The following is a 25,174-nucleotide window of genomic DNA, read 5'->3' on the forward strand; positions in this document are numbered from 1 at the left end:
CTGGCAGTGCGTCGAGCGCTGCCGGGACGGGGGCCGGCTTGGGCGGGCGGGTCATGCGGTCTCCCCGGGCAGTGCGTCGAGCAGGGAACGGGTGTAGGCGTGCGACGGGGTGCGCAGCACCCGCTCGCGCGGCCCGGTCTCCACGACCAGGCCGTCCTTCATTACGCTGACCTCGTCGGCGACCGCCGACATGACGCCGAGATCGTGGGTGACGAGGAGTACGGCGAGGCCGAGATCGTCGCAGAGGCTTCGCAGCAGCCGCAGGACGCCGGCCTGCACGGTGACGTCGAGCGCGGTCGTGGGTTCGTCGGCGATCAGCACCTTGGGCGAGCAGGCCAGCGCGACCGCGATCGCGATGCGCTGCCGCATGCCGCCGGAGAACTGGTGCGGATAGCGCTTGAGCGCCGCCTCCGCGCCGGGGATGCGCACTTTGCCGAGCAGTTCGAAGGCCTTGGCCCTCGCCGTGGCCTTGTCGAGGCGAAGGTGGTGGCGCATGTGCTCGGTGAGCTGGCGGCCTACCGTCAACATGGGGTGCAGGCTGGTGGCGGGGTCCTGGAAGACCATGGCCACCTCCTTGCCGCGCACCTGGTTGAGCTCGCGGACGGGCATGGTGAGCAGGTCGCGCCCGGCCAGATCGACGCGGCCGGACGTGGTGGCGCCGTGCGGCAGCAGCCCGAGGGTGGCGAGGCCGGTCATGGTCTTGCCGGAGCCGCTCTCGCCCGCGAGCCCGTGCACCTTGCCGGGCTGGAGCGCCAGGTCGACGCCGCGCAGGATCTTGGCGCCGCCGATGGACACCTGGAGGTTCGAGATGGTCAGGGTCACAACGCACGCACCTTGATCGCCCTGGCGGTGCGCGGGTCGAGCGCGTCGCGCAGGGTGTCGCCGAGGAAGTTGAACGCGAGCACCACCGTCAGGATGGCGAGACCGGGGAAGGTCGCGACCCACCAGCTGTCGAACACCTCGACGCCGGAGGAGACCATCGCGCCCCACTCGGGGGAGGGTGGCTTGGCGCCGAGGCCGAGGAAGGACAGTCCGGACAACAGCAGCAGTGCCGTACCGATGTCGAGGGTGGCGAGCACCAGGATGGGGCCGGTGACGTTGGGCAGCACGTCGAGCCGGAGCGACCGCCAGGCGGAGAAGCCGAGCAGCCGCCCGCTGAGCACGAACTCGCGTTCGCGCATGCCCATGACCAGGCCGCGGGTGACGCGGGCGTAGGACGGCCACGCGACGACGAGCACCGCGAGCACGGCGTTGGTGAGGCTGGCGCCGAGGGCGGCGGCGACGACCATGGCGAGGATGACGGTCGGGAAGGCGAACACAAGGTCGGCGAACCGCATCACCGTCTCATCCACCCACCTACCGAAATAGCCGGCGCAGGCGCCGAGCAGGCCGCCGATCAGCACCGACAACACCACCAGCAGCAACGTCAGCGGGATCGACACCCGGGCGCCGTAAAGCACCCGGCTGAAGATGTCGCGCCCGAGCTGGTCGGTGCCGAACCAGTGGTCCGGGCCGGGCGGTGCGAGCCGCGGCAGCTCTTGCGCCAGCGGGTCGTACGGCGCGAGCAGCGGAGCCGCCACCGCGACGATCAGCCAGGTGAGCGCGATCACCCCGCCGACGACCGCCAGGGGACGCCGCCACGCCTCGGGCAGGCGGCGGCGCCTGCGGGAAAGGCGGCTCACGACAGCCTCACTCTCGGGTCGATCACGCCGTACAACACGTCGACGATCAGATTGATGACCAGGTAGACGGCCCCCACGACCAAGCCGACGCCCATGACGGCGGGCAAGTCGAGCGCGGTGGCGCTCTTGTAGGCGTATTGCCCGATGCCGGGCCAGGCGAAGATCGCCTCCACGAGCACCGTGCCGGACAGCAGGCTGCCGAACGCGAGACCGGCCACCGTGATGATCGGCACCAGCGCGGAGCGCAGCACATAGCGGAACAGGATCGTACGGCCGGGCAGCCCCTTGGCCCGCGCCGCCCGCACGTAGTCCTGCCCCAGCACCTCAAGCACCGCCGACCGGGTGAACCGCGTGAGCAGGCCGATCGTGTAAAGCGCCAGCACGAGCGCGGGCAGAGCCAGGTGGCCGGCGGCCGAGGCGAACACGTCCCACTGCCCGGCGAGCACCGCGTCCACCGTGTGCAGGCCGGTGACCTTTGGCGGCGGCGTCATGCCCGGGTCGAGCCTGCCGCTGCCCGGGGCGATCTGCAGCCGGAAGAAGAAGATGTAGAACGCCACCAGCGCCAGCCAGAAGGTCGGCACCGAGATGCCGATGAGGCTGGTGACGCGGAGCACCTGGTCGGCGAGGCGGTCGCGGCGGAGCGCGGCGATCACACCGAACGCCACACCGAGGATCAGCGACACGACGATCGCCGCCCCCGCGAGCTCGATGGTGGCCGGCACGAACTCCGCGAGGTCCTCGGCGACCGGCCGGTGGCTCTGCTGGCTCGTGCCGAGATCGCCTTGGAGCACCCCCGACAGGTGGAGCAGATATTGCTTGGGCAGCGGCTCGTCCAGCCCGTGTTCGGCCCGCCACTGCGCCACCAGCGCCGGGTCGCCGAGCGCCCGCTGGCCCAGGTTGGCCGTCGCGGGGTCGCCCGGCACGAGGTTGGTCAGCACGAACGTGACCAGCGTGATGCCCACGGCCAGCAGCAGCGCGGTGGCCACGCGGCGGACCAGGAACCTCGTCAGCGGATGGCGGTGCACACCCGGGCGGGCGGCACGGCGACCAGCCGTGCCGCCCGCCGGGGCCTTACCTGGCGCCGAGGTCGGCGACATCGACGGTCCACACCGGGTGGTACTCCAGCCCGGTGACGGAGGCCGCCGTCACGATGTTCTGGGTGGGCTGGATGAGCGGGATGAACGGGCTCTGCGCGTTCAGCTTCGTCTGCAGGTCGGCGTAGGCGGTCTTGCGCTTGTCGTCGCCGACGATGGCGGCGACGCGCTCGCCCTCGGCCTCAAGGGCCGTGTCCGCGCCCTCGGCCCAGCCGGCGCGCAGGCCGACGAGCTTGCCGGGGAGGAAGACCAGGTAGTCGCTGGGGTCCGGATAGTCGGGACCCCAGTACCACAGGCCCATCTCCTCCTTGCCGTTGCGATAGTTGTCGAGCGCCGTCGTCACCGGGGCCGGGGTCAGGTCGACGGTGATGCCGACCTCCTTCAGGTTCGCCTGGATACGCTCGGCGAGCGGCTGGAAAGACAGGCCGTTCACGGTCAGCTCGCTCGGATACTCCAGCTTGACCGTCGGGTTGGTCAGGCCGCTCTCCTTGAGCGCCGCCTTCGCGCCCTCGACGTCGCGTGTGGCGCCGGCGTCGGGCGGCAGCGCGCCGAGCATCATCGACGGGATCACGCCGGGCGCCTGCACGGAGCCCTCGCCCGCCAGCTCAAGCAGGCCCTTGTAGTCCACGCCCTTGCGCACGGCTTCCACGAACTTGGGGTTCGAGGTGATCTTGCTGATCTTCGGGTTCTGGCTGTTGAGCAGGAAGATCATGTTGGCCGACGGGGTCTTCTTGACCTGGAGCGTCGCCGGCATGTTCGCGACCTGGTCCCCCGACAGGTTCAGCGCCACGTGGCTGTCGCCGCGCTGCACGTTCAGCCGCTGCGTGGCCGCCTCGACGTTGCGGAGCACCACCTTGTCATAGACCGGCTTGTTCTGACCCCAGTAGTTCGTGTTCTTCTTCAGCACGACCTGGCCGGTCAGGTTGAACGACTCGATCATGTACGGTCCAGAGCCCGCCGAGGCCGAGTTCAGATACTTCTCGGCCTTGTCCGAAGCGTCGGCGGTTGCGCCGTTGGCCTTGGCGACCTTGGAATTGAGGATGCCGAGCCCCGGGTTCGGCAGGATGTACGGCAGAGCCGGGTTGGGCTTCGCCGAGGTCAGCGTGACCGTGTCCGCGCCGGGGGAGGCCACCTCGACCCCGTCGAGCAGGAACGACGGGCTGCCCTTCATGTCCCGCACCCGGTTGAGGGAGAACACCACGTCCTCGGCGGTCACGGGGGAGCCGTCGGAGAACGTCGCGCCCGGGCGCAGCTTCAGCGTGACGGTCTTGCCGTCGCCGGACAGTTCGTAGGACTCGGCCAGGGCGGGCACCGGCTTGGTCACATCGGCGCCGTCGAACGTGAGAAGTGTCTCGTATGTCGCCTTGCCGATGATCAGGCCGGTGGGCTCGTAGGTGCGCCCGGGGTCTGCCGTCTTGAGATCGAACGACGTGTCGATCACGAGGGTCTTGGCCCCGGAGCCCGCCCCCGCGCCGCCGCTCGCGGGCGCCGTGGAGGAGCCGCCGCCTGAGCAGGCGGCGAGGGCGAGCGCGCCGGTGAGCATGACCGGCAGAAGCGCCGCCTTCGTTGCCAGGCGCCGCGAACGGGTCGCCATATTAGGTCCTCCGAACAGGTGGGTGATTTAGACGTTTCGTGGTGGATCGTCCAGGATTGTCCCTCGGAAAGTCCAGGACATATGTTGAAGTCAAGACGTATGTGTCATGGAGAGGTGTCAGATGGGTGAAATGTCGCGAACGGATCCGCCGGGGGCCGGTAGATCTGGACGGATCGGCATCGGGCTCCAGCTCGACGCCACACACCTCAAGATCCTTGAGGTCCTGCGCGAACACGGCCGCATCTCCGTCGCCGAACTGGCCGAACGCGTCGGCATCTCCCGCGCCAACGCCTACACCCGCTTCGAGGCCCTCCGCGCCGACGGCGTGATCAAACGCTTCACCCTGGAGGTCGACCACGTCCGGGCCGGGCTCGGCATCACCGCCCTGATCTTCGTGACCGTCCGGCAGCAGATGTGGAAGCAGTTCCGCGCCCAGCTCGCCCAAATGCCCGAGGTCGAGTACTGCGCCATCACCACCGGCCAGCACGACGCCATGATCCAGGTGAGAATGTCCGACGTCGCCGCCGTACACGCCATGGTGACCGATCGCCTCGCCAACATCCCTGCCGTCAAGGCCACCGAGACCGTCTTCATCCTGGACGAAGTGCTCCACCGCCCTTACGTCCTCCCCAGCGACCAGCCGGCCCGCACGGCCACCACCCCCCGCCCGGAACCCCGCCGCCGCGAACCGGTCCCGTTGGGCAAGATGCGCTTCGTCGGCGCCGCCGAGGGCCGCGCGACCCTCCAGCGGGACTGAGAGCGGTCAGTCGGTCACGTTTCTGGGGGGATTCGGCGCCTGCCTGGGAGGTCTGCCCCAGCAGGGCGGCGAGCCGGGTCACCTGCTTCGCACCCGCGTCCACGAGGCCGTCTGCGCCCCTCGCCACGGCCTGGTCGCATGGGACGACCTGCCTTGACCCGCCCTGGTGCCCTGTCTCAACGAATCTGGCCCAAGGGCATGCCCGCGACCTGGGACGGACCAGTCTCCATGAGACACCGTCGGTCCAGTCGTCTCCCTGAAGGTGGTCCACCGTAGGCCTGATCGCCAGCCTGATCAGTCAAGGAACGGCTGTCGCCGCATGTCCGGAATGTGCGGGCATGACGTGGGGGTCATGCGGGTGTGGCGGGGTGTCGGAAGGTGTATTCGTGCCGGTCGAAGTCGAGGGTCCAGGTGTACTTGTCGAGGAAGGAGTGGGACAGCAGGCCGTCGATGCGCACACCTCCGAACGACGCCCAGGGCATATGCCGGGTCGGTGTCGTGGCCACGAACTGATCGCTCTGGCGCAGCGGGCCCAGGTGGATCGGCTCGTCGACGCTGAAGTGCGGGCGGGCCGCGCGAGCCCGGTGCACACCCCAGGAGCGGTATCGCCGCGCGGTCGTGTAGAGGCAGGCCTGGCGGGGCGGTGAGCCGTCCTCTTGCCCGATGTAGACCAGTCCGGAGTCGATGAAGAAATTGAGGTCCTGCCGGGTGCCGAAGCCTCCGCGGGCGAACATGTAGTGGTCCGCCCACAGGTAGAAGGGGATCCGGGCGACCTCGGGCCGGCCGTTGAGAAGCGCGAGGTGCTCCGCCGCCTGCTGTGGGTCGCGGCGTGGTGACAGGAGCAGGCGCCGGCGGGGATAGTCGATGGTGGTGAGAAAACGCTGCAGGACGTTGGTGCCGATGATGACGAGGTCCTGGTCGTCGCTTAGCGTCGGCATGGCGTCCACCGGCACATTGGTCAAGACGGCGTCGCCAAGCGTCAGTTCCTTGGCCGTCCCGGTGTAGCGGTCGGTGCGGGTCGTACCGTGGTGGTTCCTTCCGCCGTAGGTCAGCTGGATGCCCAGTGCGTCGGCGCGTGTGGTTCCCATGACGAGGAATGTGCCGCCGGTATCGATGTGGGCGTGCACCGGGTGGCCGTTGACCGTGGCGTCCACCGCGGGCAGATAGGGCGCCAGCACGTGATCGGCGAAGGGAAGAGCGGCCGTGTGGTCGAGCCTACTGCTCAGTGGGTGATTCATCCGCGACACGAGGCCGGGAGGCGTCGGCCGCTTCCCCCGGCGCCGCTGCATGTGGTCGTAGGCCTCGGCCGGCCGGTCCAGATGCAGCAGAGCATGCGCCGCGGGTTCGTCCAGTTCCGTGCAGGCCGGATCCAGGTGGTGAAGGGTGTCGTAGTGGGTGAGCGCCTGCTCGTAGTTTCCGCGCACGTAGCCGGTCAGGAACCGGAGGTGTGCCTGCTGCCGATGGCCGGCATGTGCGGCCAGGCGCTCGGCTTCGTCGATGTCCCCACGCGCCCAAGCCCGCCACGCGGCGCGGGCGGGCGCTCCTCGGGCGAGCCACCCGCGGGAGACCCGGCTCATGTCCCGGCCTCCTTGGCTGCCTGATCGCCTCCGGCGCTCAGGTTCTGGGCGGCCGCGATGGCGGTGAGCAGTGGGACCGGCGCCTGGGCGGCGAGTCGCTGCCTTGTCGTGTCCATTGGCACTCTCAGATCCATCGAGAGATTATCTGAAATTCCGGAATTCCGGAATAGTGTACAGGTGCCTATCGTGCGGGGGCAACGACCTCGACCTGCGCGACCGGCGGCTGTGCTCCGCGGCGGCGTTCAGGTTGCCGGTCAATGTGAGACGGCAGGCCTTTGGCCGGGCTCGGCCAAAGGCCTGCGAGCGAGACGAGAGTCTGCCCCGCGACTCTTCAGTCCTCTACACGCCCGCATGTGCTTGCGGGGTTTGAAAGTCGAGCCGGGAACGTCTGATCGGCTGTGCCGTACAGGTCAGCGGAGTTCGTCGCAAATGCTCTCGTGCAGCTTGTCGTCGCCCGCGAAGCGGAACTCCTCCACCAGGCGCAGCCGTCCGTCGCTCAAGGGCTCGATCCGGCTCGTGCTGTGCCCGCCGCTGCGGCCCCCGGCCTTCAGCAGGTGCACGTAGTCGATCTCCAGCCGGTCGCCGGCGCGCGTGCCGACGAAGCGGCCGATGGTCACGGTGTCGCCGGTATAGGTGCCCCAGACGACGCCGTCCTGCTCCTCGTAGACGAACTCGGTCGGTGTGCGGGGGTTCACCGCGCTGGCGGTGGAACTCACCATGGCGAACCGGCGTCCGTTGAGCAGGTGCCTCTCGTTGTGGAAGGCATGAGGTACATGGGAAGTCATAATGCCCATAGTGATGATATTTCCGGACACTGTTCTCAGTCCTGGACGTTCCTCCTGTCAACCGCCCCCCGGCGCAGCATCCGTCCAGCCGGGCGGGCCCTCCCGGCCCTCACACGATAAAGATCTTCGTACGGCAGAGGCCTCGTTGGCCGTTCCCGCCCGTACGAACATGGCCGTGCCGTAGGAACGTGGTGCCTTCGCCGCCCGCAGAGTCCGGCCCGCGCTCGCCCCTGGGGGTGGAAAGGATCCGTCGGACACCCTCTCGCCGGTCGTCTCCTGAGAGCCTCGTTCTCACGTCCCGCACGGTCGCGGAGGCGTCGGGGCGAGCCTGGGAGGCGAGATGGCGTCCGATAGCGGTGGCGCGTCGTCCGTTCCCACGCGGCACCCGCTGTCGATTTTGCTGATCACGTTGACGGTGGTCAGCGGGTTCGTCGACGCCACCAGTTATCTCGGGCTCGGCCACGTGTTCACGGCGAACATGACAGGCAACGTCATCATCGCCGGGCTCGCCACCGCGGGTGCGTCTGAGTATTCCGCGGTCAACAGCCTGCTGTCGCTGGGAGTGTTCATAATCGGCGGCATCGGCGCGGGCCGTTTGCGGGTCTTCTTCCGCGAGCGGTCGCGGGTGGCGTGGGTCCGGTGCGCGCTGGTCGCCGAGGCGTCGCTGACCGCGGCCGCCACGGTGGTCGCCTTCGTCGCCGAGGCGGCGACCTACGTGCTGATCGCCCTGCTGGCCCTGGCCATGGGCATCCGCAACGGCACCGTGCGGGCCCTCGCCGTGCCCGACCTCCCCACCACCGTCATCACCCGCACCCTGGCCGGCCTCGCCGCGGAGTCCCCCCTCGGCGGCGGCACCAACATCCGCGCGGGCCGCCGCCTCCTGGCCGTCACCGCGATGTTCACCGGCGCCCTGACCGGCGCCGCCTTGCTCCTGACCTTCGGCCTGGCCTGGCCCCTCCTGGCCGCCACCCTGGTGGTAACCACCGCCGCCCTCCTCTACCACGAACCCGAATCGCCCCACCCACCCCCGACTACCGGCTGACCAGGCCCGCGTCGTAGGCGAGGAGGGCGGCTTGGGTGCGGTTGGTGCAGTGGAGTTTGGACAGGAGGCGGGAGACGTAGCCCTTGACAGTGGTTTCGCTGAGGTGGAGGCGGGTGCCGATTTGGGCGTTGGAGAGGCCTTCGCCGAGGCAGGTGAGGACTTCGGTTTCGCGGGTGGTGAGGGTGGCGACAAGGGAGCGGGCCTGGTGGCGGGAGGGGGCGGCGACCGAGAAGGCGGCCAGGAGGCGGCGGGTCAGTGTGGGGGAGACGATCGCGTGGCCTTCGGCGGCGACGCGGACGATGTCGATGAGGTTTTCCGGGTCGGTGTCCTTGAGGAGGAAGCCGGCGGCGCCGGCGCGGAGGGCGCGCAGGGCGTATTCGTCCAGGTCGAAGGTGGTCAGCATGACCACCTTGGGGGAGTTCGGCAGGGCGCAGATGCGTTCGGTTGCCGTCAGGCCGTCCACGCCGGGCATGCGGATGTCCATCAGGACAACGTCTGGCTTGTGCCGTATGACGGCCTCGACCGCTTCGGCGCCGTCGTGGGCCTGGCCGACGATCTCCAGGCCGGGGGCGCGGGAGAGGATTGTGTGCAGGTGAGCGCAGACGAGGCGTTCGTCGTCGACCAATAGCACCCGGATCGGCGCGCTTACGGTGCCCGCAGGCACGCGGGCCGGCTCGTTCATGCCGTCTTCGGGCACGCGGGTCGGCTCGGTCACGCCGCCTCCGGGAGGGTCGCGACGACCTCGAAGCCGCCGTCGGGGGTTGTGCCGGCCTGGAAGCCGCCGCCCATGAGCTCCACCCGCTGGCGCAGGCCCAGCAGCCCGGTGCCGGAGGAGGCGGGCAGGCCGAGGGGCGGGCCGCAGGTGGGGGAGTTGCTCACGCTGACCCGGATGAGGCCATCGTGGCGCTTGAGGCGCACGGCCACGGCGGCGCCGGGGGCGTGTTTGCGAGCGTTGGTGAGGGCCTCCTGGACGACGCGGTAGGCGGTGCGGCCCAGCGCGGGCGACAGGGTGATGCCGTCGTCCTGGTGCAGCTCGACCCGCATGCCCGAGTCGGTGACCAGCCGTGACACGTCAAGCAGCGACGGCGGCGGGGCCAGGGCGGCGGGGCCCGGGTCGTGCAGCACGCCGACCACCTCCCGCAGCTCCGACAGGGCACGCCGCCCGGTGGCGCGGAGCTCCTCGGCGGCGTCGCGCACTTCGCCGGTCGGGGCGGTCATCCGCAGGGAGCCGGCCTGGAGCACCATCAGGCTCACGTGGTGGGTCACCACGTCGTGCATCTCGCGGGCGAGCCGGGTGCGCTCCTCCGACCTCGCCTGCTCGATCAGCATCATCTGCTCGCGTTCGGCCCGTTCGGCCCGCTCGGCGAGGGCGCGGTGCAGCCGCCGCTGGCTGTCGACGTAGAGGCCGAGCAGCGTGGCCGGCACGACGGCCAGGCCGGAGACCGAGATCAACTGGACGGCGGCCTCCACACTCGTCGTCTCCCACAGGTGCGCCGTGACGACCAGCGTCAGCACCGCCATCGTGATCAGCAGCCGCCGGTCCCCCCGATAGGCCCCGAGCGAATACAGCGCGAACGGCAAAGCCACCGGAACCGTCGCCGCATATCCAAGCGGCACTATCAGCGCCACCACCGCCAGTGGATGGCGCCGCCGGAACAGCAGCGCCGCCGCCGCGATCACCTGCGCCCACACCTCCAGCCCCGGAGGCGTCGGGACCATCCGCATCGGCACCGCGCCGCTGATCACCAGCGTCGAGGTGACACCGACGAACCCCACAGCGGTCGCGAGCGCGGCGTCCGCCGTGAACGCCCGGAGATCCGGCCACGGCAGGGCTGCTGGGCTGACATGCGGCTTCACGCCGCCAAGGTACCTGCCCGCGCGGCGGAGCGGAGAGCCCCGGTGGCGCGGACACGACGAAAGTAGGTGGCCTCTCCACACTTTCGCGTGCCCGCCTCACGCCTTTCGCGGCTCGTGAAGCCCGGCGCCGCCACGGGATTCTCGGTGGACATCCCTCCCAAAGCCCCCGGGTCACCTCCGAGAAGGAACCGCTTATGCACGAGCCCCCTCCCGAGGCGCGGATCTCGCGTGACGACCCCCCTCCCGAGGCGCGGATCTCGCGTGACGAGGCCCGTGCCGTACTCGGCGTGACCGGCGCCGACGACGCCCCGCCGCTGATGCGGACGCTGCGGGAGCACGGCACCGGACTCTACTTCGTGTCGGCCCTCGGCCTGCTGGCCGTGGTGGACAATTTCATGACGCAGGCGTTCGGCGTGGTAGCGCCGGAGGTGTCGCGTTCGCTGGGCGTCGACGCCGGCACCCTGTCGGCGATCGTCGCGGCGCAGAGCATCGCGGCAGGGGTGGGCCCGCTGATACTCGCCGCTGCGTTGCGGCGCTATCCGCGGCGGGTGCGGATCGCCCTCGCCACGGCCTTCGGCTGGAGCATCACCACCCTGTTCACCGGGCTCGTCCAGGGCCCGGCCGCGCTCACCGCGCTGATGCTGATCAACGGCGTCACCACCGGGGCGGTCGCCGTGCTGCACCCGCCGCTGCTCATGGACGCCTACCCGCCGCCGGCGCGGGTGCGCGTCATGTCGCTCTACGCCGCCTCGTCGCCGCTCGCGGGCATCCTCGCGCCGCTGCTGATCGCCGCGCTCGCCGCGTGGTCCGGGCTGGACTGGCGGGGGGTGTTCATCGTGCTCGGCGCGTTGTCGCTGGCCGCGGGGCTGTACGCCGTGGGCCTCAAGGAGCCGGAACTCGGCCGCTGGGACGCCCTCGAACTGACCAGACGGGCCGGCACCGGCCGCGTGGTCGAGGCGGAGGGGCTGTTCCGGACCCTTCGCCGTGTGTTCCGCGTCCCGTCGATCCGCCGCATGGCCGTGGGATTCACCGCGATCGGCGTGCTGGCTGTGCCGTACGGAATCTATGTTTCCACCTTCCTCGACTCCAAGTGGCATCTCACCGTCGCCGAGCGCGGCCTGTTCACCGGTGCGGCGGCAGCCCTCACGATCGTGGCGCTTGTGCTCTTCGGCAACCGGGCGGAACGGGCCTTCCAGGCCGGGCCCTCACGGTTCATGCGGCTCAGCGGCGGCGCGCTCGCCGTCGCCGCGGCGGCCTTCGGGCTGTCCACCGTCGCACCCACCTTGTGGCTGGTGTTGTCGCTGCTCGCGCTCGGGCAGGCGCTCATGGCGGTCGTCGGGCCCTGCCTGTTCACCGGGGCGCTGTCGGTGATCCGGCCCGCCGACCGGCCGCACGCGATGGCGGCCATCGGCCTCATCCTCGCCTTCGGCGGCCTCCTCGGCGCCGGGCTGCTCGTGCTCGCCGAGCTGGCCGTCGGCATCGAGGGGGCGTTGACGCTGCTTATCGTCCCGGCAGCCGCCGGATCGCTCTTCATCGCCACGATCCACCGCACGCTCATGCACGACCTTGACGCACTGATCAACGAAACGATTGGAGAATCCTCGTGATCGACAGATATCGCCGGGCGGAACGCCTGCACATGTCGCGCCACGACCAGCTTGTCTTCCGCGCGCTGGTCACTCCTCACTGGGAGGGCGACTCGTTCTGGTACAAGGTCAACACGCCTGAAGGGCCGGAGTTCGTCCGCGTGTGGCCGGAGAAGCGGGAACGGCAGGTCATCGCCGACCCCGGGGCCGAGGAGGCCCCGCCGCCCATGATCACCGGTTTGGTGACCTCACCCGACGGCAGGTACGCCGTAGGCGTCGAAGGCGAGAACCTCACCGTCAACGGCACGCCCGTCACGGCGGACGGGGTCGCCGGCTGGGGCTACGGCCTGCCCAGCGACCAGAGTCGCATGCCGGTCGTCGCCCGCCAGCAGGGCCTCCGGACCCCGCCGCTGGTCGTCTTCGCACCCGGCGGGCGCAGGTTCGTCACCTGCCGCGTCGACCAGCGGCACGTGCCCACCCTCACCCTCACCCAGTCGTGCCCGCCCGGCGCCGGGCAGCCGAGACCCCTCGTGCACACCATGCACTATGAGATGCCAGGCGACGAACCGCCGACGATCACCCACCTCATCCTGGACGCCGAGACCGGCGAACGCGTCGACGTGGACATCGAACCCCTCACCTTCACCCACGACGCGCCACTCGGCGTCGAACGGGTCTGGTGGAGCGACGACGACACCCTCTGGCTGCTTTACAGCACCCGCGGCTACAAGAGCGCCCGCCTCTACCGCATCGACGCCCGCACCGGCGCGGCCTGCGTCGTGCTGGAGGAGACGGCTGAGACGATCATGCACTACAGCCCGACCGTCATCGACTTCCCCCTCGTGCGGACCTTCGGCGACGAGGTGCTGTGGTTCTCCGAACGCGACGGCTGGGGCCACCTCTACCTTTACCGCGACGGGGAGCTCGTCTGCCAGGTCACCCGGGGCGAGTGGCTCGTGCGGGCGATCGTCCACCTCGACGAGGAGCGCCGCGAACTCTATTTCCTCGCCGGCGGCCACGACCCGAACCCCTACCACCGCGGGCTCTTCCGCGTCGGCCTCGACGGCACCGGCCTCACCCGCCTCACCCCCGAACAGGCCGACCACGACGTCACCGCCTCACCCGACGGCCGCTGGTTCGTCGACACCTACGCCACCCCCGCGGAACCACCCGTCACCGTGCTGCGCGACCGCGACGGGACCGTCGTGCTCGAACTCGAACGCGCCGACATCCGCCGCCTTCTCGAAGCCGGCTGGCGTGCCCCCGAACCCTTCACCGTCAAAGCCGCCGACGGCGTCACCGACGTGCACGGCCTGCTCTACCTGCCCGGCGACTTCGACCCGTCGGCGAGCTACCCGATCCTCGACTCGGTCTACAACGGCGGGCAGCTTCCGCGGCTGGCCCGCCTCAACCTCCGCGGCTATCCCGTCGATCCCTACCTCCTCGACCAGGCCGCCGGCGCCCCCATGTTCGCCCAGCTCGGCCTCGCCGTGGTCGTCCTCGACGGCCGCGGCACGCCGTACCGCTCCAAGGCCTTCCACGACGCGGGGTACGGTGACCCGACGCTTCGCGTCGGCCTCGCCGACCACGTCGCCGCCCTCACCCAGCTGGCCGCCGACCGTCCCTACCTCGACCTCGGCCGCGTCGGCATCGCCGGCCACTCGGGCGGCGGCACCGCCACCGCCGCGGCACTCCTCCACCACCCCGGCGTCTTCCACGTGGGCGTCGCCTCCGCCGGCAACTACGAGACCGCGGGCTACTACGCACTGTGGGGCGAGACGTACGGTGGCCCGCCGCCACGCGACTACGACCAGTGGTCCCTCGTCCCCCACGCCGCCGGCCTGAAGGGGAAGCTGCTCCTCCTGTGCGGCGAGATGGACGACAACACCCACCCCACCCTCACCCTGCGCCTGGTGGACGCCCTGATCCGCGCCGACAAGGACTTCGACATGCTCATGGTCCCCGGCGCCGCCCACGGCTACCTGCACGCAGAGTCCCACGTGCTCCGCCGCCAGTGGGACTACCTGGTCCGCCACCTCCTCGGCGAGGAACCCCCCACCGGCTTCACCCTGACTCTGGAGGGCTGAAAGAAGGGGCCCGCCCCCGTTGGGAGCGGGCCCTCGGGGTGGGCGGGGCTAGGGGGTGACCATGTCCGGGCGGTCGGAGACTCGGATGGAGTTGAGGATGGGTTTGCCCGTCCGGGGCAGGAAGCGCACGTTGAGCTGGCCGTCGGTCACCTTGACCGTGTACTGCCGGACGGTGGCGGTGCGGACGCCGACCTCCTGGGCGAGGTCAAGGGCGGGGACGGCCAGGTCGCCTTCGGCGTAGACGTCGAAGACGCGGCGTTCGGGGCGGGTGTTGCGGGTGTCGGCGAAGCCGAGTTCGACGGTGTAGTAGCCGTTCGCCAGGTTGTCGAAGCGATACTCAGACATGCCCTCACGGGCGCGCTGGAACAGCGCCTGGTCGGCGGTGCCCTTGATCACGGCCCGGGTGGAGTGGGTGCGGTTGCGGGTGCTGACGTAGCCGTGGCCGCCTGCGGTGTGGGCGCGGTCGGCGGTCCAGCGTTCGCCGGCGGAGTCGGTGACGTCGCGGGTGCCGCCCGCGTCGACGGCGAGGCGGGTGCCGGGCACGACCATGGTGACCGGGATGTCGATCTTCGGGTTGCGCCCGCTGTCCGACCGCACGGACAGGGTGCCCTTGCGATAGGTGGAGGCCGGCACGCCGGCGCTGTTCACGGTGAGTTTCACGGTGGTGGAGGCGCCGGGGGCGAGGGTGCCGTCCGCGGGGGTGGCGGTGAGCCAGCCGGCGGCGGGCTCGGTGCGCAGCGCGAACGGCGTGGCGCTGCCGCCCAGGTTGGTGAGCACGAGGTCGACGCTCTTGGCGGAGTTCGCCGGAGTGAGCAGGTCCGCTTCGCCGAGGGAGGCGCTCACCCGGCCGGTGATCAGTTCGGTGTCGAGCCACGTGTAGCCGCCGGTGGCGAGGGACAGGGGCCGGCTCTGCGCCCCGTAGTGCTCCTTGCTCACCGTGACCTGGTAGTCGCCCACCGGCACTTGGGTGAGATAGGTGCCGTCCTGACCGGTGGTGGCGGTGAGACCGTCGCCGACGGCGACCTTGGCCCCGGCCAGCGGCCTGCCGTCGTTGGCGTCGACCACGGTGCCGGCGAGCACGCCGTGCGGGCTGGCGAAGGTGATGCTCTGTCCATCGGCGAGCACGGCGGCCTCGTGCACGAAAGAGAACGACCTGGAGTCGCGGTGCTCGAGGCCGATGGTGGCGGTCGATCCCGTGGTCAGCGCGTCCTTCACACCGCGGTAGTGGAAGCTGATCGAGCCGTTCTCCCCGAGTGCCGCCGACACCGAGAAGCGCACGTCGCGCCGCTCGCTGAAGGTGACGTCACGCCACTCGACGACGAAGGTGCGGTGCGGCGCGGTGCCCAAGGTGGCGGTGTACATCCCGGCCTGGCCGTCCACCACCAGGTCGTCCCAGAAGGGCATAATGGCCGTCGAGCGATAGGGGCTGGGCAACTGCCAGTTGCGCCACGCGCGGTCGTTCCGGTCGAAGTCGAGCACTCCGCTGGTGCCGGCCCACACCTTGGTGTGGTTCTCACCGTAGAACGGGAAGGCGAACGGCAGAGCCACCGAGGCGGACATGCCGAAGCCGGAGAGCGGCAGCTTCTCGGTGCCGGCGACGTAGGGCCGCTTCCCGGCGACGCAGCCGTGGCCGAACGGGTCGGTGCGCCGGGGCAGATCGATGTCCCTGACCGTGTCGCCGGCGACGGTGACCTGCACGTCGACGGCGCGGCTGCACCGTCCGGCGGGCGGGGTGAGCTTGAGGGTGTAGGTCCCGGCGGGCAGGGACAACCGGTAGCCGCCGGCGGCGTCGGTGGCGGTGCTCTCCGGCGTGCCGGCGGCCACGACCGAGACGGGCGAGTCGGGGGTGCCCGCGTCGGTGACGGTGCCGGTCACGTTGCGCCGGGGCTGCAGGGTGAGGGCGAGGTCCTGCACGGCCGACTGGCCGGCGGCGATGGTCAGGGTGGCCGTGGCGTCGTCGTAGCCGAACTTGCGGGCCGAGAGTTCGTAGGTCCCGGCTCGCACGTTGGGCAGGGCGAAGGTTCCGTCGGCCTTGGAGACGATCTTCCGCTTCGACGGCCCGGTGAGGGTGACGACGGCGCCTTCCAGCGGTGCCGCCCCCGACGTTAGCGTGCCCCGCAGCCCGGCGTTGATCTGCGGCGCGTCGCGGACGGCGGCATACGCGTCGAGCTTGCCCTCGCCCCACACGTTGTTGCGGGCCGCGGTGCCGCCGCAACTGGTGTCCTCGACGTCGGCCGCGGTGTGGTCGAGCAGGTCGCGGGTGGCCGCGACGTCGCCCTTGACGTGAGGTGCGGCCGACCAGATCAGCGCCACGGCGGCGGCCACGTGCGGCGAGGCCATCGAGGTGCCGGATTTGCTGATGTAGCCGCTCCGGTTCGCCGAGCGCACGTTGACACCGGGGGCGGCGATGTTGGGCTTGATCTGGCCGTCGCCGCTCGCCCCGCGGCTGGAGAACGGCGCGATGGCGTTGTAAGTGTCGAACGCCCCGGCGCTGTAGGCCTCGACGTTGTCACCGGGTGAGCCGCTGGTCGCGCATTCCGGGCCGCCGTTGCCATTGGAGAAGGCGGGAAATATGCCCGCCGCGATCCACGCGTCGAGAATCGGCTTGTACCACCACCGGTTGACCGGGTTGCCGCCCCAGGAGTTGTTGACGATGTGCGGGGCGAGGTCGGGCCGGGGGTTCCGCCCGGTCCTGTCGGTGGGGGCCAGCAGCCACTGCCCGGCGCCGATCATCTCCCACTCGGAGCAGTGCTCGAAGTCGCAGATCCCGGCGGCGATCCATTTGGCGCCGGGGGCCACACCGATGGTGTCTTCGGGGGTGCCGCCGACCATGGTGCCCATGGTGTGGGTGCCGTGGTTGCTCCAGTCGCAGGGCTCGCCGGTGCGGCACTCGGAGCCGCCGTACCAGTTGTAGTTGTGGTCGAAGGTGCCGTCGGCCTTGCGGCCGCGGTACTTCTCGACGAGTGCCGGGTGCTTGTACTCCACGCCGGTGTCGATGTTGGCGACCACGATGCCTTCGCCCCGGGTGCCGAGCTCGTTCCAGACGCGGGGCGCGCCCACGCGGTCGATGTTCCACTCGACGGCGTTGACCTTCGGCACCTCCGTGCCGGGCGCCGCCTCTGGGAGCGGCAGGTCGCGATCGGCCTTGATGCTCTCGACCTCGGCCAGGGCGGCGATCTCACGTGCGAGATCCGCGTCGCCCTTCACCTTGATCGCGTTGACGATCCACAGCGGGGTGAACTCGGCCTTGCGCGAGGTGAGCAGCTCGCGCACCCCGGCCTGGCTCTTGTCGGCGTAGGCCGACTTGGCGGCGAGCACCTGGGCGCCCTTGTCGGCCTTGGTGACGGCCTTGGCCGCCGCGCCGAGGTCGGCGCCTTCCTTCAGGCGGACGATGAACTCGGTCCGGCCTCCGGCCGTCAACTTGGGCAGGAGGGATGACTCGATCTTCGCCGGCAGCGGCCCGGATTCGGGGACGGGGGCGGGCGCGGCTTGTGCTGTACCTTGCGGGAGCAGAAGTGAGAGGGCGGTGAGGGTGCCGAGCAGCACCGGTCGCCACCGCCTGGGGGAGCGTGACATATGGGTCTCCTTGCCGCACAGCGGGAGAGGACACGGCCGCGCGGAGGGGGCCGGCGGCCGTGCCGGTGTGCGGTCGCCTACGGCGCGGTCTTGTCGGGTCGTTCGGTGACGCGGAGGGTGTTGACGAGCGGAGCGCCCTTCTGCGCGGCGAAGCGCAGGTTGAGCTGCCCGTCGACGACCTTCACGGTGTAGCGGCGCGTCGTGGCGGTGTTCTGGCCGGCCTCCTGGGCGATGTCCAGCACGGGCACGGCGAGCCGTCCCTCGGCCAGCACGTCGAAGACGCGTGCGCCCGGCTGAGCGCCGCGGGTCTCGGCGAAGCCGAGCTCGACCGTGTAGACCCCGGCGGGCAGGTTGTCGAAGCGATATTCGGCCATGGCCTCGCGTGCGGTCTTGAAGAGCGCCGGATCGCCTGTGCCCTGGACGGTCCCGGCGGTGGACACCGCCCGGCTGCGCGCGCCGAGATAGCCGTGGCCGCCTGCGGTGTAGGCGCGGTCGGCCGACCAGCGCTCACCCTCCGAGTCGGTGGTCTCGCGTGTGCCGCCGGAGTCGACGGACACCTGGTGCCTCGGCACGGCGAGGGTCACCGGGATCTCCAGCGGCGCGCCTCCGCCGCCCGAGCGCACGAGCAGTTCGCCGCTGCGGACGGCGCCGGGGGAGAGCCCCGCGGCGGCGCCGGTGACGGTCACCGTGGCCGACGCGCCCGGCGCGAGCTCGCCGCCCGCGGGGGTCGCGCTCAGCCAGCCCCCCGAGGGGTCGGTGGCGACGGTGTAGACGGCGGTGGTGGTGCCCCTGTTGGTGAGTTTCACCTTGCGGCTCTTCGTGGTGCCCGCCGCCGCGGGAAGTTCCACCTCGGTGGCGGAGGCGACGAGGTCGTCGGCGGACAGGGCGGCGTTGAGGCGGGTCCAGGCGCCGGCGCTGACGGTGGCCGTCCGGGTGACGCTGCCGTAGGGCTCCTTCTCCACGGTGACGCGGTGGTCGCCCACGGGCGCATGCCCGAGGAAGGTGCCGTCGGCCTCGGTGGTGAGTACGGCGTCGCCGGCCTTCACCTTGGCTCCGGCCAGCGGCCTGCCGCCCGCGTCGGTGACGGTGCCGGTCAGCAGGCCGTGCCGGGTCGGGGCGAAGGTCAGCTCCTGGCCGTCGGCGACGACGTTCCGCTGACCCTCCGAGAAGTCGAAGGCGTCGGTGCCGGCCTCGTTCTCCAGACCGATGAGGGCACGATGGCCCGCGATGCCCCGGCCGCGATACTGGAATTTGATCGAGCCGTCCTCCCCGAGCAGCATCGCGAACCCGATGCGGTTGGTGAGGTCGCGGTTCACGTAGTGGTCCCGCCATTCGATGACATGTGTGCGGCCTGGTGCTGTGCCGTACGTAGCGGTGTAGACGCCGGCGTCGCTGGTGTTCCCGGAGGCGCCGGTGAAGGGGAACAACACCGCGTTGGGCACGGCCACCGACGGGATGCCGCGCTGGTGGATCTGGTCGAACTCCCCGAAGCTGACGTATCCCTCGTTGGTGACCCAGATCTTCCGATAGGTCCCTCCGTAGAAGGGGAAGGCGAAGGGCAGCGACGCCGTCACCGGCGCCCTGTTCCACCACTCCCCGGGCAGCCGGTCGGTGCCCTGGACGAACGGTGCGGTGCCGCTCGTGCACGCATATCCGAATTTGTCGGTACGGCGGAGCATTGCGATGTCCTTGACCGTGTCGCCGGCCACGGTCGCCGCGACGCTGGTCGGCCCCGTGCAGATGGCGGGCGGCGGCACCGCCTTCAAGGTGCGGGTGCCGGCCGGCAGTTCCACCCGGTAGCGCCCCGCCGCGTCGGTGGTCGCCTCCACCGGTGTGCCCGGCGAGGTGACGACGACCCCGGCCATCGGGGCGCCGCCGACGGTGACGGCGCCCGATACCGCGTGCAGCGGCACCGGCGTGAGCACCGCGTCGCCCGTCGCCGGCTGGTTCTCCGTGACGGTGACCGCCGCCGTGGCGTCGCCGTACCCGTATTTGCGGACGGTGATCCGGTAGTCGCCGACCGGCAGGCGCGGCAGCGTGTAGACGCCGTCGGCACCCGTGGCGATCGTGCGCTTGACCGGCCCGGTGAGGGTGACGACCGCTGTGCCGACCGGGGTGCCGCCCGAGGTCACCTTGCCGGACAGCAGGCCGATGCGGCCGATCGGCGCGGCGCGCACCGCGGCGTGGACGTCGAGGCGGCCTTCGCCATAGACGTTGTTCTTGGCGGGGGTTCCGCCGCACGTGATGTCGGGGACGTCCACCGCGGAGCCGTCGAGCAGCGCGCGGGTGGCCGCGACGTCGCCCTTCAGGGCGGGGGCCGCCGACCAGAGGAGCGCCACCGCGCCCGAGACGTGGGGGACCGCGGCGAAGTCGCCGCCGGAGACCTCGTAGCCGCCGTCCGCCGTCGACGTGCGCACGTTGAGGCCCGGGGCGGTGAGGTTGGGCTTGACCTCGTCGTTCTGCCCGGAGCCGCGGCTTGAGTTGGCCCACGCCTTGTCGGCCTGGTCGATCAGGCCCACGGTGTAGGCGTTGGCGCCCGCGGCGGGGGAGTGCACGGTCTTGCAGTAGTGCGGGGTGTAGGTGGAGGAGGTGAACGCCGGGAAGATGCCGGCGGCGATCCACGCGTCGATCAAGGGCGACGACCAGGAGTCGATGCCCCAGTCGCTCCAGGTGTTGTTGACGACGTCGGGAGCGAGGTCGGGCCTCGGGTTGCGCCCGTCGAGGTCGGTGGGGGCGAGCAGCCACTGGGCGGCGGCCAGCAGATGCGAGGTGTAGGTGCCGGGGTGGACGGCGATCCACTTGGCGCCGGGGGCCACGCCGATGGCGTCGGCGGCGGTCCCGCCGACCGCGACGCCCATGGAGCGTGTGCCGGCGGCGTAGAACGTGTCGCACGGGGCCGCGGTGGCGCAGGCCCGTGTGGGGTCGAACCAGTTGTGGTTGTGGTCGAACGTGCCGTCGGCCTTGCGGCCGCGATATTTGGTGACGAGGGCGGGGTGGTCGTATTGCACGCCTCCCACGCCGAGGTTGGCCACGACGACGCCGTCGCCGCGGGTGCCGAACTCGCTCCACACCCGGGGGGCGCCCACGCGGTCGATGTTCCATTCGACCGCGTTGACCTTGGGCACCTCCGTGCTCTGGGCGGCACGCATGGGGTTGGGGAGGGCCCGGTCGGGCTGGATGCTCTCGACTCCGGGCAGCTTCGCGATCTCGGCGGCGAGGGCGGCGTCACCGGTCACTTTGACCGCGTTGACGATCCAGTAGGGCGTGAACTCCGCCTTCTTCGCCGTGAGGAGTTCGCGGAGAGGGGCCTGTGAGGTGGTGGCGTGGGCGGATTTGGCCTTGAGCACCTCCGCGCCCTTGGCGGCCTTGGTCGTGGCCTTGCTCACGGAGGCTAGAGCGGCGTCTCCGGAGAGACGCACCAGGAACGTCGCGGGCGCCTTGGCGAGGGCCTCGGCCAGAGTCTTGTCGATCTTGCCGGGGTCGGGCGCGGCCTGGGCCACACCCGCCGGCAGCGTGAGCGCGAGGAGCAGGATGAGAACGGCGGCGGTTCCGGTCAGGAGCGCCCGCCACCGCAGGGGGGTGCGCGGCACACGGCCTCCTTCAGAGGGGATGGTGTTCCGCCGTCGGCGGTGACTTGGAATGATCTTCATAAGTCATGCGGAGAATGGTGGAGGGGGTGGTGTTGATATTTCAAGCCGTGGACCGTTGGAAGAACATTGCGTTTCGATAATTAAGGTTGTGGGAGCGTTCTCGGGAAATCGCTGACTTCGCGCGGGGCTCTGATCGGCTGATTTTCCGATTTATAGGTTGAGAATGGCGATCTAAATCGGTCCCATCGGTTGATCGAATCGCCGGTCCCCGTGGTTGATTTCGTGTTTTGCGCAGACACTCCAGAGGCCGTCCACGTCTATTCGCGCGGACGGCCCCTGGTCATGCGTTGCCTATGGGGTGGTTTTGTCGGGACGGTCGGAGACGCGGATGGTGTTGAGGATGGGCGTGCCCGTGCGCGGAGTGAAGCGCACGTTGAGCTGGCCGTCGGTCACCTTGACCGTGTACTGCCGGACGGTGGCGGTGCGGACGCCGACCTCCTGGGCGAGGTCAAGGGCGGGGACGGCCAGGTCGCCTTCGGCGTAGACGTCGAAGACGCGGCGTTCGGGGCGGGTGTTGCGGGTGTCGGCGAAGCCGAGTTCGACGGTGTAGTAGCCGTTCGCCAGGTTGTCGAAGCGATACTCAGACATGCCCTCACGGGCGCGCTGGAACAGCGCCTGGTCGGCGGTGCCCTTGATCACGGCCCGGGTGGAGTGGGTGCGGTTGCGGGTGCTGACGTAGCCGTGGCCGCCTGCGGTGTGGGCGCGGTCGGCGGTCCAGCGTTCGCCGGTGGAGTCGGTGACGTCACGGGTGCCGCCCGCGTCGACGGCGAGGCGGGTGCCGGGAATCACCATCGTGACGGGGATGTCGATCCTCGGGTTCCGCCCGCTCGCGGAGTTCACACTCAGCGTGCCCCTGCGGTAAGTGCCCGCGGGGATGCCCGCGCTGTTCACCGTGACCTTCACGGTGGTGGAGGCGCCGGGGGCGAGGGTGCCTGCGGCCGGAGTGGCGGTGAGCCAGCTCCCTGCGGGTTCGCCGCTCAGGGTGAACGGCGTGGCGGTGCTGCCGAGGTTGGTGAGGAGCAGGTCGGCGCTCTTGGTGGAGTTCGCCGGGGTGAGCAGGTCGGCCTCGGCGAGGGAGGCGTTCACCCGCCCGGTGATCAGCGCCGCGTCGAGGCTGGTATAGCCGCCGGCGGTGACGGTCGCGGGGCGGCTCTGGGCGCCGTAGTGCTCCTTGCCGACCGTGACCTGGTGGTCGCCCACCGGCACCTGGACGAGATAGACGCCGTCCTGCCCGGTGGTGGCGGTGTGGGTGTCGCCGACGGCGACCTTGGCCCCCGCCAGCGGCTTGCCGTCGTTGGCGTCGGAGACGGTGCCGGCGAGCACGCCGTGCGGGCTGGTGAAGGTGATGCTCTGCCCCTCGCCGAGCACGGGGGCGTTGTAGGTGAAGGGGAAACCGGTGCCGTCGCGGTGCTCAAGCCCGATGGTGGCCGAGGATCCCCGGGTGAGTTCGTGGCCGACGCCGTGATACCTGAAGCTGATCGTGCCGCTCTCCCCGAGCACCGCCGAGAAGGAGAACCGCACGTCGGGCTGTCCGTTGAAGGTGACGTCTCGCCATTCGACGATGAAGCTGCGGCGGGGCGCGGTGCCCTGAACGGCGGTGTAGACCCCCGCCCGGTCGTCGACGACCACGTCGTCCCAGAACGGCAGGACGGCGGCCGTGCGATGGTTGCTGGGCAGCGGCGAGTTGCTCCACGAGCGCCGGTTCTCGTCGAAGTCGAGTGTGCCGCCGATGCCGACCCACACCTTGGCGTGGTTCACGCCGTAGAACGGGAAGGCGAACGGCAGAGCCACCGACGTGGCCGCGCCCCGCCCCATGAGCGGGAGCTTGGCGGTGCCGGCCACGTGGGGCTCCTTGCCGATGACGCAGCCGTAGCCGAAGCGGTCGGTGCGCCGGGGCAGCGCGATGTCCTTGGTCGTGTCGCCGGTGACGGCGACCTCCACGTCGACGGCGCGTCCGCACCGGCCGGCGGGCAGGGTGAGCTTCAAGGTGTAGGTCCCGGCGGGCAGCGACAGCCGGTAGCGCCCGGCGGCGTCGGTCACGGCCTTCTCCGGGGTGCCCGCCGCCTCGATCGAGACCGTGGAGAGGGGGGCGCCCTCGTCGGTCACGGTACCGGTCACGGCGTGCCGGGGCTGCAAGGTGAGCGTGAGGTCCTGGACCGCGTTCTGGCCGTCGGCGACGGTCACGGTGGCCTCGGCGGGGTCGTAGCCGAACTTGCGCGTGGTGATCCGGTAGGTGCCGGCGCGCAGGTTGGACAGGGCGTAGGTGCCGTCCGCCTTGGTGACGGCCTTGCGCTTCGACGGCCCGGCGAGGGTGATGGCGACGTCGCCCACCGGTGCGGAGCCCGAGGTGACGGTGCCGCGCACCCCCGCGGTGAGCGCCGGCGCGGCGTTGACGGCGGCGAAGACGTCGAGCTTGCCCTCGCCCCACACGTTGTTGTTGGCCGCGGTGCCGCCGCAGCTGGTGTCGTCGACGTCGATCGCGGTGCTGTCGAGCAGGTCGCGCGTGGCCCCGATGTCGCCCTTGAGCCTCGGCACCGCGGACCAGATCAGCGCCACGGCGGCGGCGACGTGCGGCGAGGCCATAGAGGTGCCGGAACGGCTGTAATACGCGCTGCCAAGACCGGTTGAGCGCACGTTGACGCCGGGGGCGGCGATGTTGGGCTTGACCTCGCCGTCGCCGCTCGCGCCCCGGCTGGAGAACGGCGCGATGGCGTTATAGGTGTCGAACGCGCCGGCGCTGTAGGCCTCGGCGTTGTCCCCGGGGGAGCCGCTGGTCGCGCAGTTCGGGCCGCTGTTGCCGCCTGAGAACGCGGGGAAGATGCCCGCCGCGACCCAGGCGTCGAGAACCGGTTTGTACCACCACGGGTTGGGCGTCCGCCAACCGCCCCAGGAATTGTTGACGACGTGCGGCGCCAGGTCGGGGCGGGGATTGCGCCCGTTCAGGTCGGTGGGGGCCAGCATCCACTGCCCGGCCTCGATCATCGCCTCTTCCGAGCAGTATTCGAGGCCGCAGACCGAGGCGGCGATCCACTTGGCGTCCGGTGCGACCCCGACGGCGTCAGTGGGCGTGCCGCCGACCATGGTGCCCATGGTGTGCGTGCCGTGGCCGAGCCAGTCGCACGGCTCCGTGGGGGTGCGGCAGTCGGAGCCGACGGCGACCCAGTTGTAGTTGTGGTCGAAGGTGCCGTCGGCCTTCCTGCCGCGATACTTCTCGACGAGGGCGGGGTGGTCGTATTGCACGCCGGTGTCGATGCCCGCGACCACGATGCCGTCGCCTTTGACACCGAGTTCGTTCCACACCTTGGGCGCGTTGACGCGGTCGATGTTCCACTCGACGGCGTTGACCTTCGGCAGTTCCTTGCCGGGGGTCGCCTTAGGGCGGGGCAGGTCGCGGACGGGTTCGAGGCTGTGGACCTCGGGAAGGGCCGCGATCTCGCCGGCGAGCTTGGCGTCGCCCTTCACCTTGACCGCGTTGACGATCCAGAACGGGGTGAACTCCGCCTTGCGCGAAGTGAGCAGCGCGCGGAGTCCCGCCTGGGACTTGGCCGCGTAGGCCGACTTGGCGGCGAACACCTGGGCGCCCTTGTCGGCCTTCGCCGTGGCCTTGGCCGCGGCGCTCAGGTCGGCGCCCTCCTTGAGCCGGACGACGAAGCCCGCCGCGCGGCCCTCGCTCAGCTCCGCGCGGAGGGTCTTGTCGACCTTCGCCGACGTCGGTGCGGCTTCGGGGCCGGGGTCGGGCGCGGCTTGTGCCGTACCTTGCGGGGCGATCAGGGTGAGGGCGGTGAGGGTGGCGAGCAGCATCGGCCGCCACCGCCGGGGGGAGCGTGACATGGATGGGTCTCCTTGGCGCACACCGGCACGGCCGCTCTCGAACCGGCGGCCGTGCC

Annotated in this window: 15 protein-coding genes; 4 read left to right on the top strand and 11 right to left on the bottom strand. The window is 70.6% G+C overall.

Annotated elements, in window-relative coordinates; all coding sequences use genetic code 11:
- Positions 1–51: 51 nt before the first annotated feature.
- The 4 genes from Ssi02_RS10490 to Ssi02_RS10505 are packed head-to-tail and all read right to left on the bottom strand — an operon-like array spanning position 52 to position 4,370.
- Complete coding sequence (locus Ssi02_RS10490; RefSeq protein ID WP_204024294.1) at positions 52–822, bottom strand: ABC transporter ATP-binding protein; 771 nt, start codon at positions 820–822, stop codon at positions 52–54.
- Positions 819–1,682 carry an ABC transporter permease gene (locus Ssi02_RS10495; protein ID WP_204024296.1) on the bottom strand — a complete coding sequence of 288 codons (864 nt, stop codon included), beginning with the start codon at positions 1,680–1,682 and terminating at the stop codon, positions 819–821. Before Ssi02_RS10495 ends, Ssi02_RS10490 begins: the two co-directional genes overlap by 4 nt.
- Complete coding sequence (locus Ssi02_RS10500; RefSeq protein ID WP_204024298.1) at positions 1,679–2,779, bottom strand: ABC transporter permease; 1,101 nt, start codon at positions 2,777–2,779, stop codon at positions 1,679–1,681. Before Ssi02_RS10500 ends, Ssi02_RS10495 begins: the two co-directional genes overlap by 4 nt.
- Positions 2,754–4,370, bottom strand: coding sequence for an ABC transporter substrate-binding protein (locus Ssi02_RS10505; RefSeq protein WP_204024300.1), 1,617 nt, complete (start codon positions 4,368–4,370; stop codon positions 2,754–2,756). Before Ssi02_RS10505 ends, Ssi02_RS10500 begins: the two co-directional genes overlap by 26 nt.
- 130 nt (positions 4,371–4,500) lie before the next feature.
- On the opposite strand from Ssi02_RS10505, the gene Ssi02_RS10510 reads away from it, so the two are divergent.
- Positions 4,501–5,127 (top strand): Lrp/AsnC family transcriptional regulator, encoded by a 627-nt coding sequence (locus Ssi02_RS10510; RefSeq protein ID WP_239128773.1) that lies wholly within the window; start codon positions 4,501–4,503, stop codon positions 5,125–5,127.
- Positions 5,128–5,477: 350 nt separating this feature from the next.
- Here the strand turns inward: Ssi02_RS10510 and Ssi02_RS10515 are convergent, their stop codons facing one another.
- Both Ssi02_RS10515 and Ssi02_RS10520 read right to left on the bottom strand, forming a co-directional pair.
- Positions 5,478–6,704 (bottom strand): retropepsin-like aspartic protease, encoded by a 1,227-nt coding sequence (locus Ssi02_RS10515; RefSeq protein WP_204024303.1) that lies wholly within the window; start codon positions 6,702–6,704, stop codon positions 5,478–5,480.
- A 410-nt stretch (positions 6,705–7,114) separates the two neighbouring features.
- Positions 7,115–7,489 carry an avidin-fold protein gene (locus Ssi02_RS10520; protein ID WP_239128774.1) on the bottom strand — a complete coding sequence of 125 codons (375 nt, stop codon included), beginning with the start codon at positions 7,487–7,489 and terminating at the stop codon, positions 7,115–7,117.
- A gap of 340 nt (positions 7,490–7,829) precedes the next feature.
- Between Ssi02_RS10520 and Ssi02_RS10525 the strand changes: the two genes are divergently transcribed.
- Positions 7,830–8,531, top strand: a complete 702-nt coding sequence (locus Ssi02_RS10525; RefSeq protein WP_204024305.1) for a YoaK family protein — start codon at positions 7,830–7,832, stop codon at positions 8,529–8,531.
- On the opposite strand, the gene Ssi02_RS10530 is transcribed toward Ssi02_RS10525, so the two are convergent.
- Both Ssi02_RS10530 and Ssi02_RS10535 read right to left on the bottom strand, forming a co-directional pair.
- Positions 8,521–9,213: a response regulator transcription factor gene (locus Ssi02_RS10530; protein ID WP_204024401.1), complete on the bottom strand. Its 693-nt coding sequence runs from the start codon at positions 9,211–9,213 to the stop codon at positions 8,521–8,523. The two genes, Ssi02_RS10525 and Ssi02_RS10530, sit on opposite strands and share 11 nt — an antisense overlap.
- A gap of 29 nt (positions 9,214–9,242) precedes the next feature.
- Positions 9,243–10,388: a sensor histidine kinase gene (locus Ssi02_RS10535; RefSeq protein WP_204024307.1), complete on the bottom strand. Its 1,146-nt coding sequence runs from the start codon at positions 10,386–10,388 to the stop codon at positions 9,243–9,245.
- A 194-nt stretch (positions 10,389–10,582) separates the two neighbouring features.
- Between Ssi02_RS10535 and Ssi02_RS10540 the strand changes: the two genes are divergently transcribed.
- Together Ssi02_RS10540 and Ssi02_RS10545 are read left to right on the top strand one after the other, a co-directional pair.
- Positions 10,583–11,995, top strand: a complete 1,413-nt coding sequence (locus Ssi02_RS10540; protein WP_204024309.1) for an MFS transporter — start codon at positions 10,583–10,585, stop codon at positions 11,993–11,995.
- Complete coding sequence (locus Ssi02_RS10545; RefSeq protein ID WP_204024311.1) at positions 11,992–14,061, top strand: DPP IV N-terminal domain-containing protein; 2,070 nt, start codon at positions 11,992–11,994, stop codon at positions 14,059–14,061. Before Ssi02_RS10540 ends, Ssi02_RS10545 begins: the two co-directional genes overlap by 4 nt.
- Before the next feature lie 48 nt (positions 14,062–14,109).
- Here the strand turns inward: Ssi02_RS10545 and Ssi02_RS10550 are convergent, their stop codons facing one another.
- The 3 genes from Ssi02_RS10550 to Ssi02_RS10560 all read right to left on the bottom strand — a co-directional run bounded on the left by Ssi02_RS10550 (position 14,110) and on the right by Ssi02_RS10560 (position 25,118).
- Positions 14,110–17,637, bottom strand: coding sequence for a S8 family serine peptidase (locus Ssi02_RS10550; RefSeq protein ID WP_204024314.1), 3,528 nt, complete (start codon positions 17,635–17,637; stop codon positions 14,110–14,112).
- A gap of 77 nt (positions 17,638–17,714) precedes the next feature.
- On the bottom strand, positions 17,715–21,227 hold the full coding sequence (locus Ssi02_RS10555) for a carboxypeptidase regulatory-like domain-containing protein (protein ID WP_204024316.1): 3,513 nt from the start codon (positions 21,225–21,227) through the stop codon (positions 17,715–17,717).
- A 351-nt stretch (positions 21,228–21,578) separates the two neighbouring features.
- A complete protein-coding gene (locus Ssi02_RS10560) occupies positions 21,579–25,118 on the bottom strand; it encodes a S8 family serine peptidase (protein ID WP_204024318.1) in 3,540 nt (1,179 codons plus the stop codon).
- Positions 25,119–25,174 lie beyond the last annotated feature (56 nt).

Origin of the sequence: Sinosporangium siamense (assembly GCF_016863435.1) — a bacterium.
Taxonomy (GTDB): Bacteria; Actinomycetota; Actinomycetes; order Streptosporangiales; family Streptosporangiaceae; genus Sinosporangium; species Sinosporangium siamense.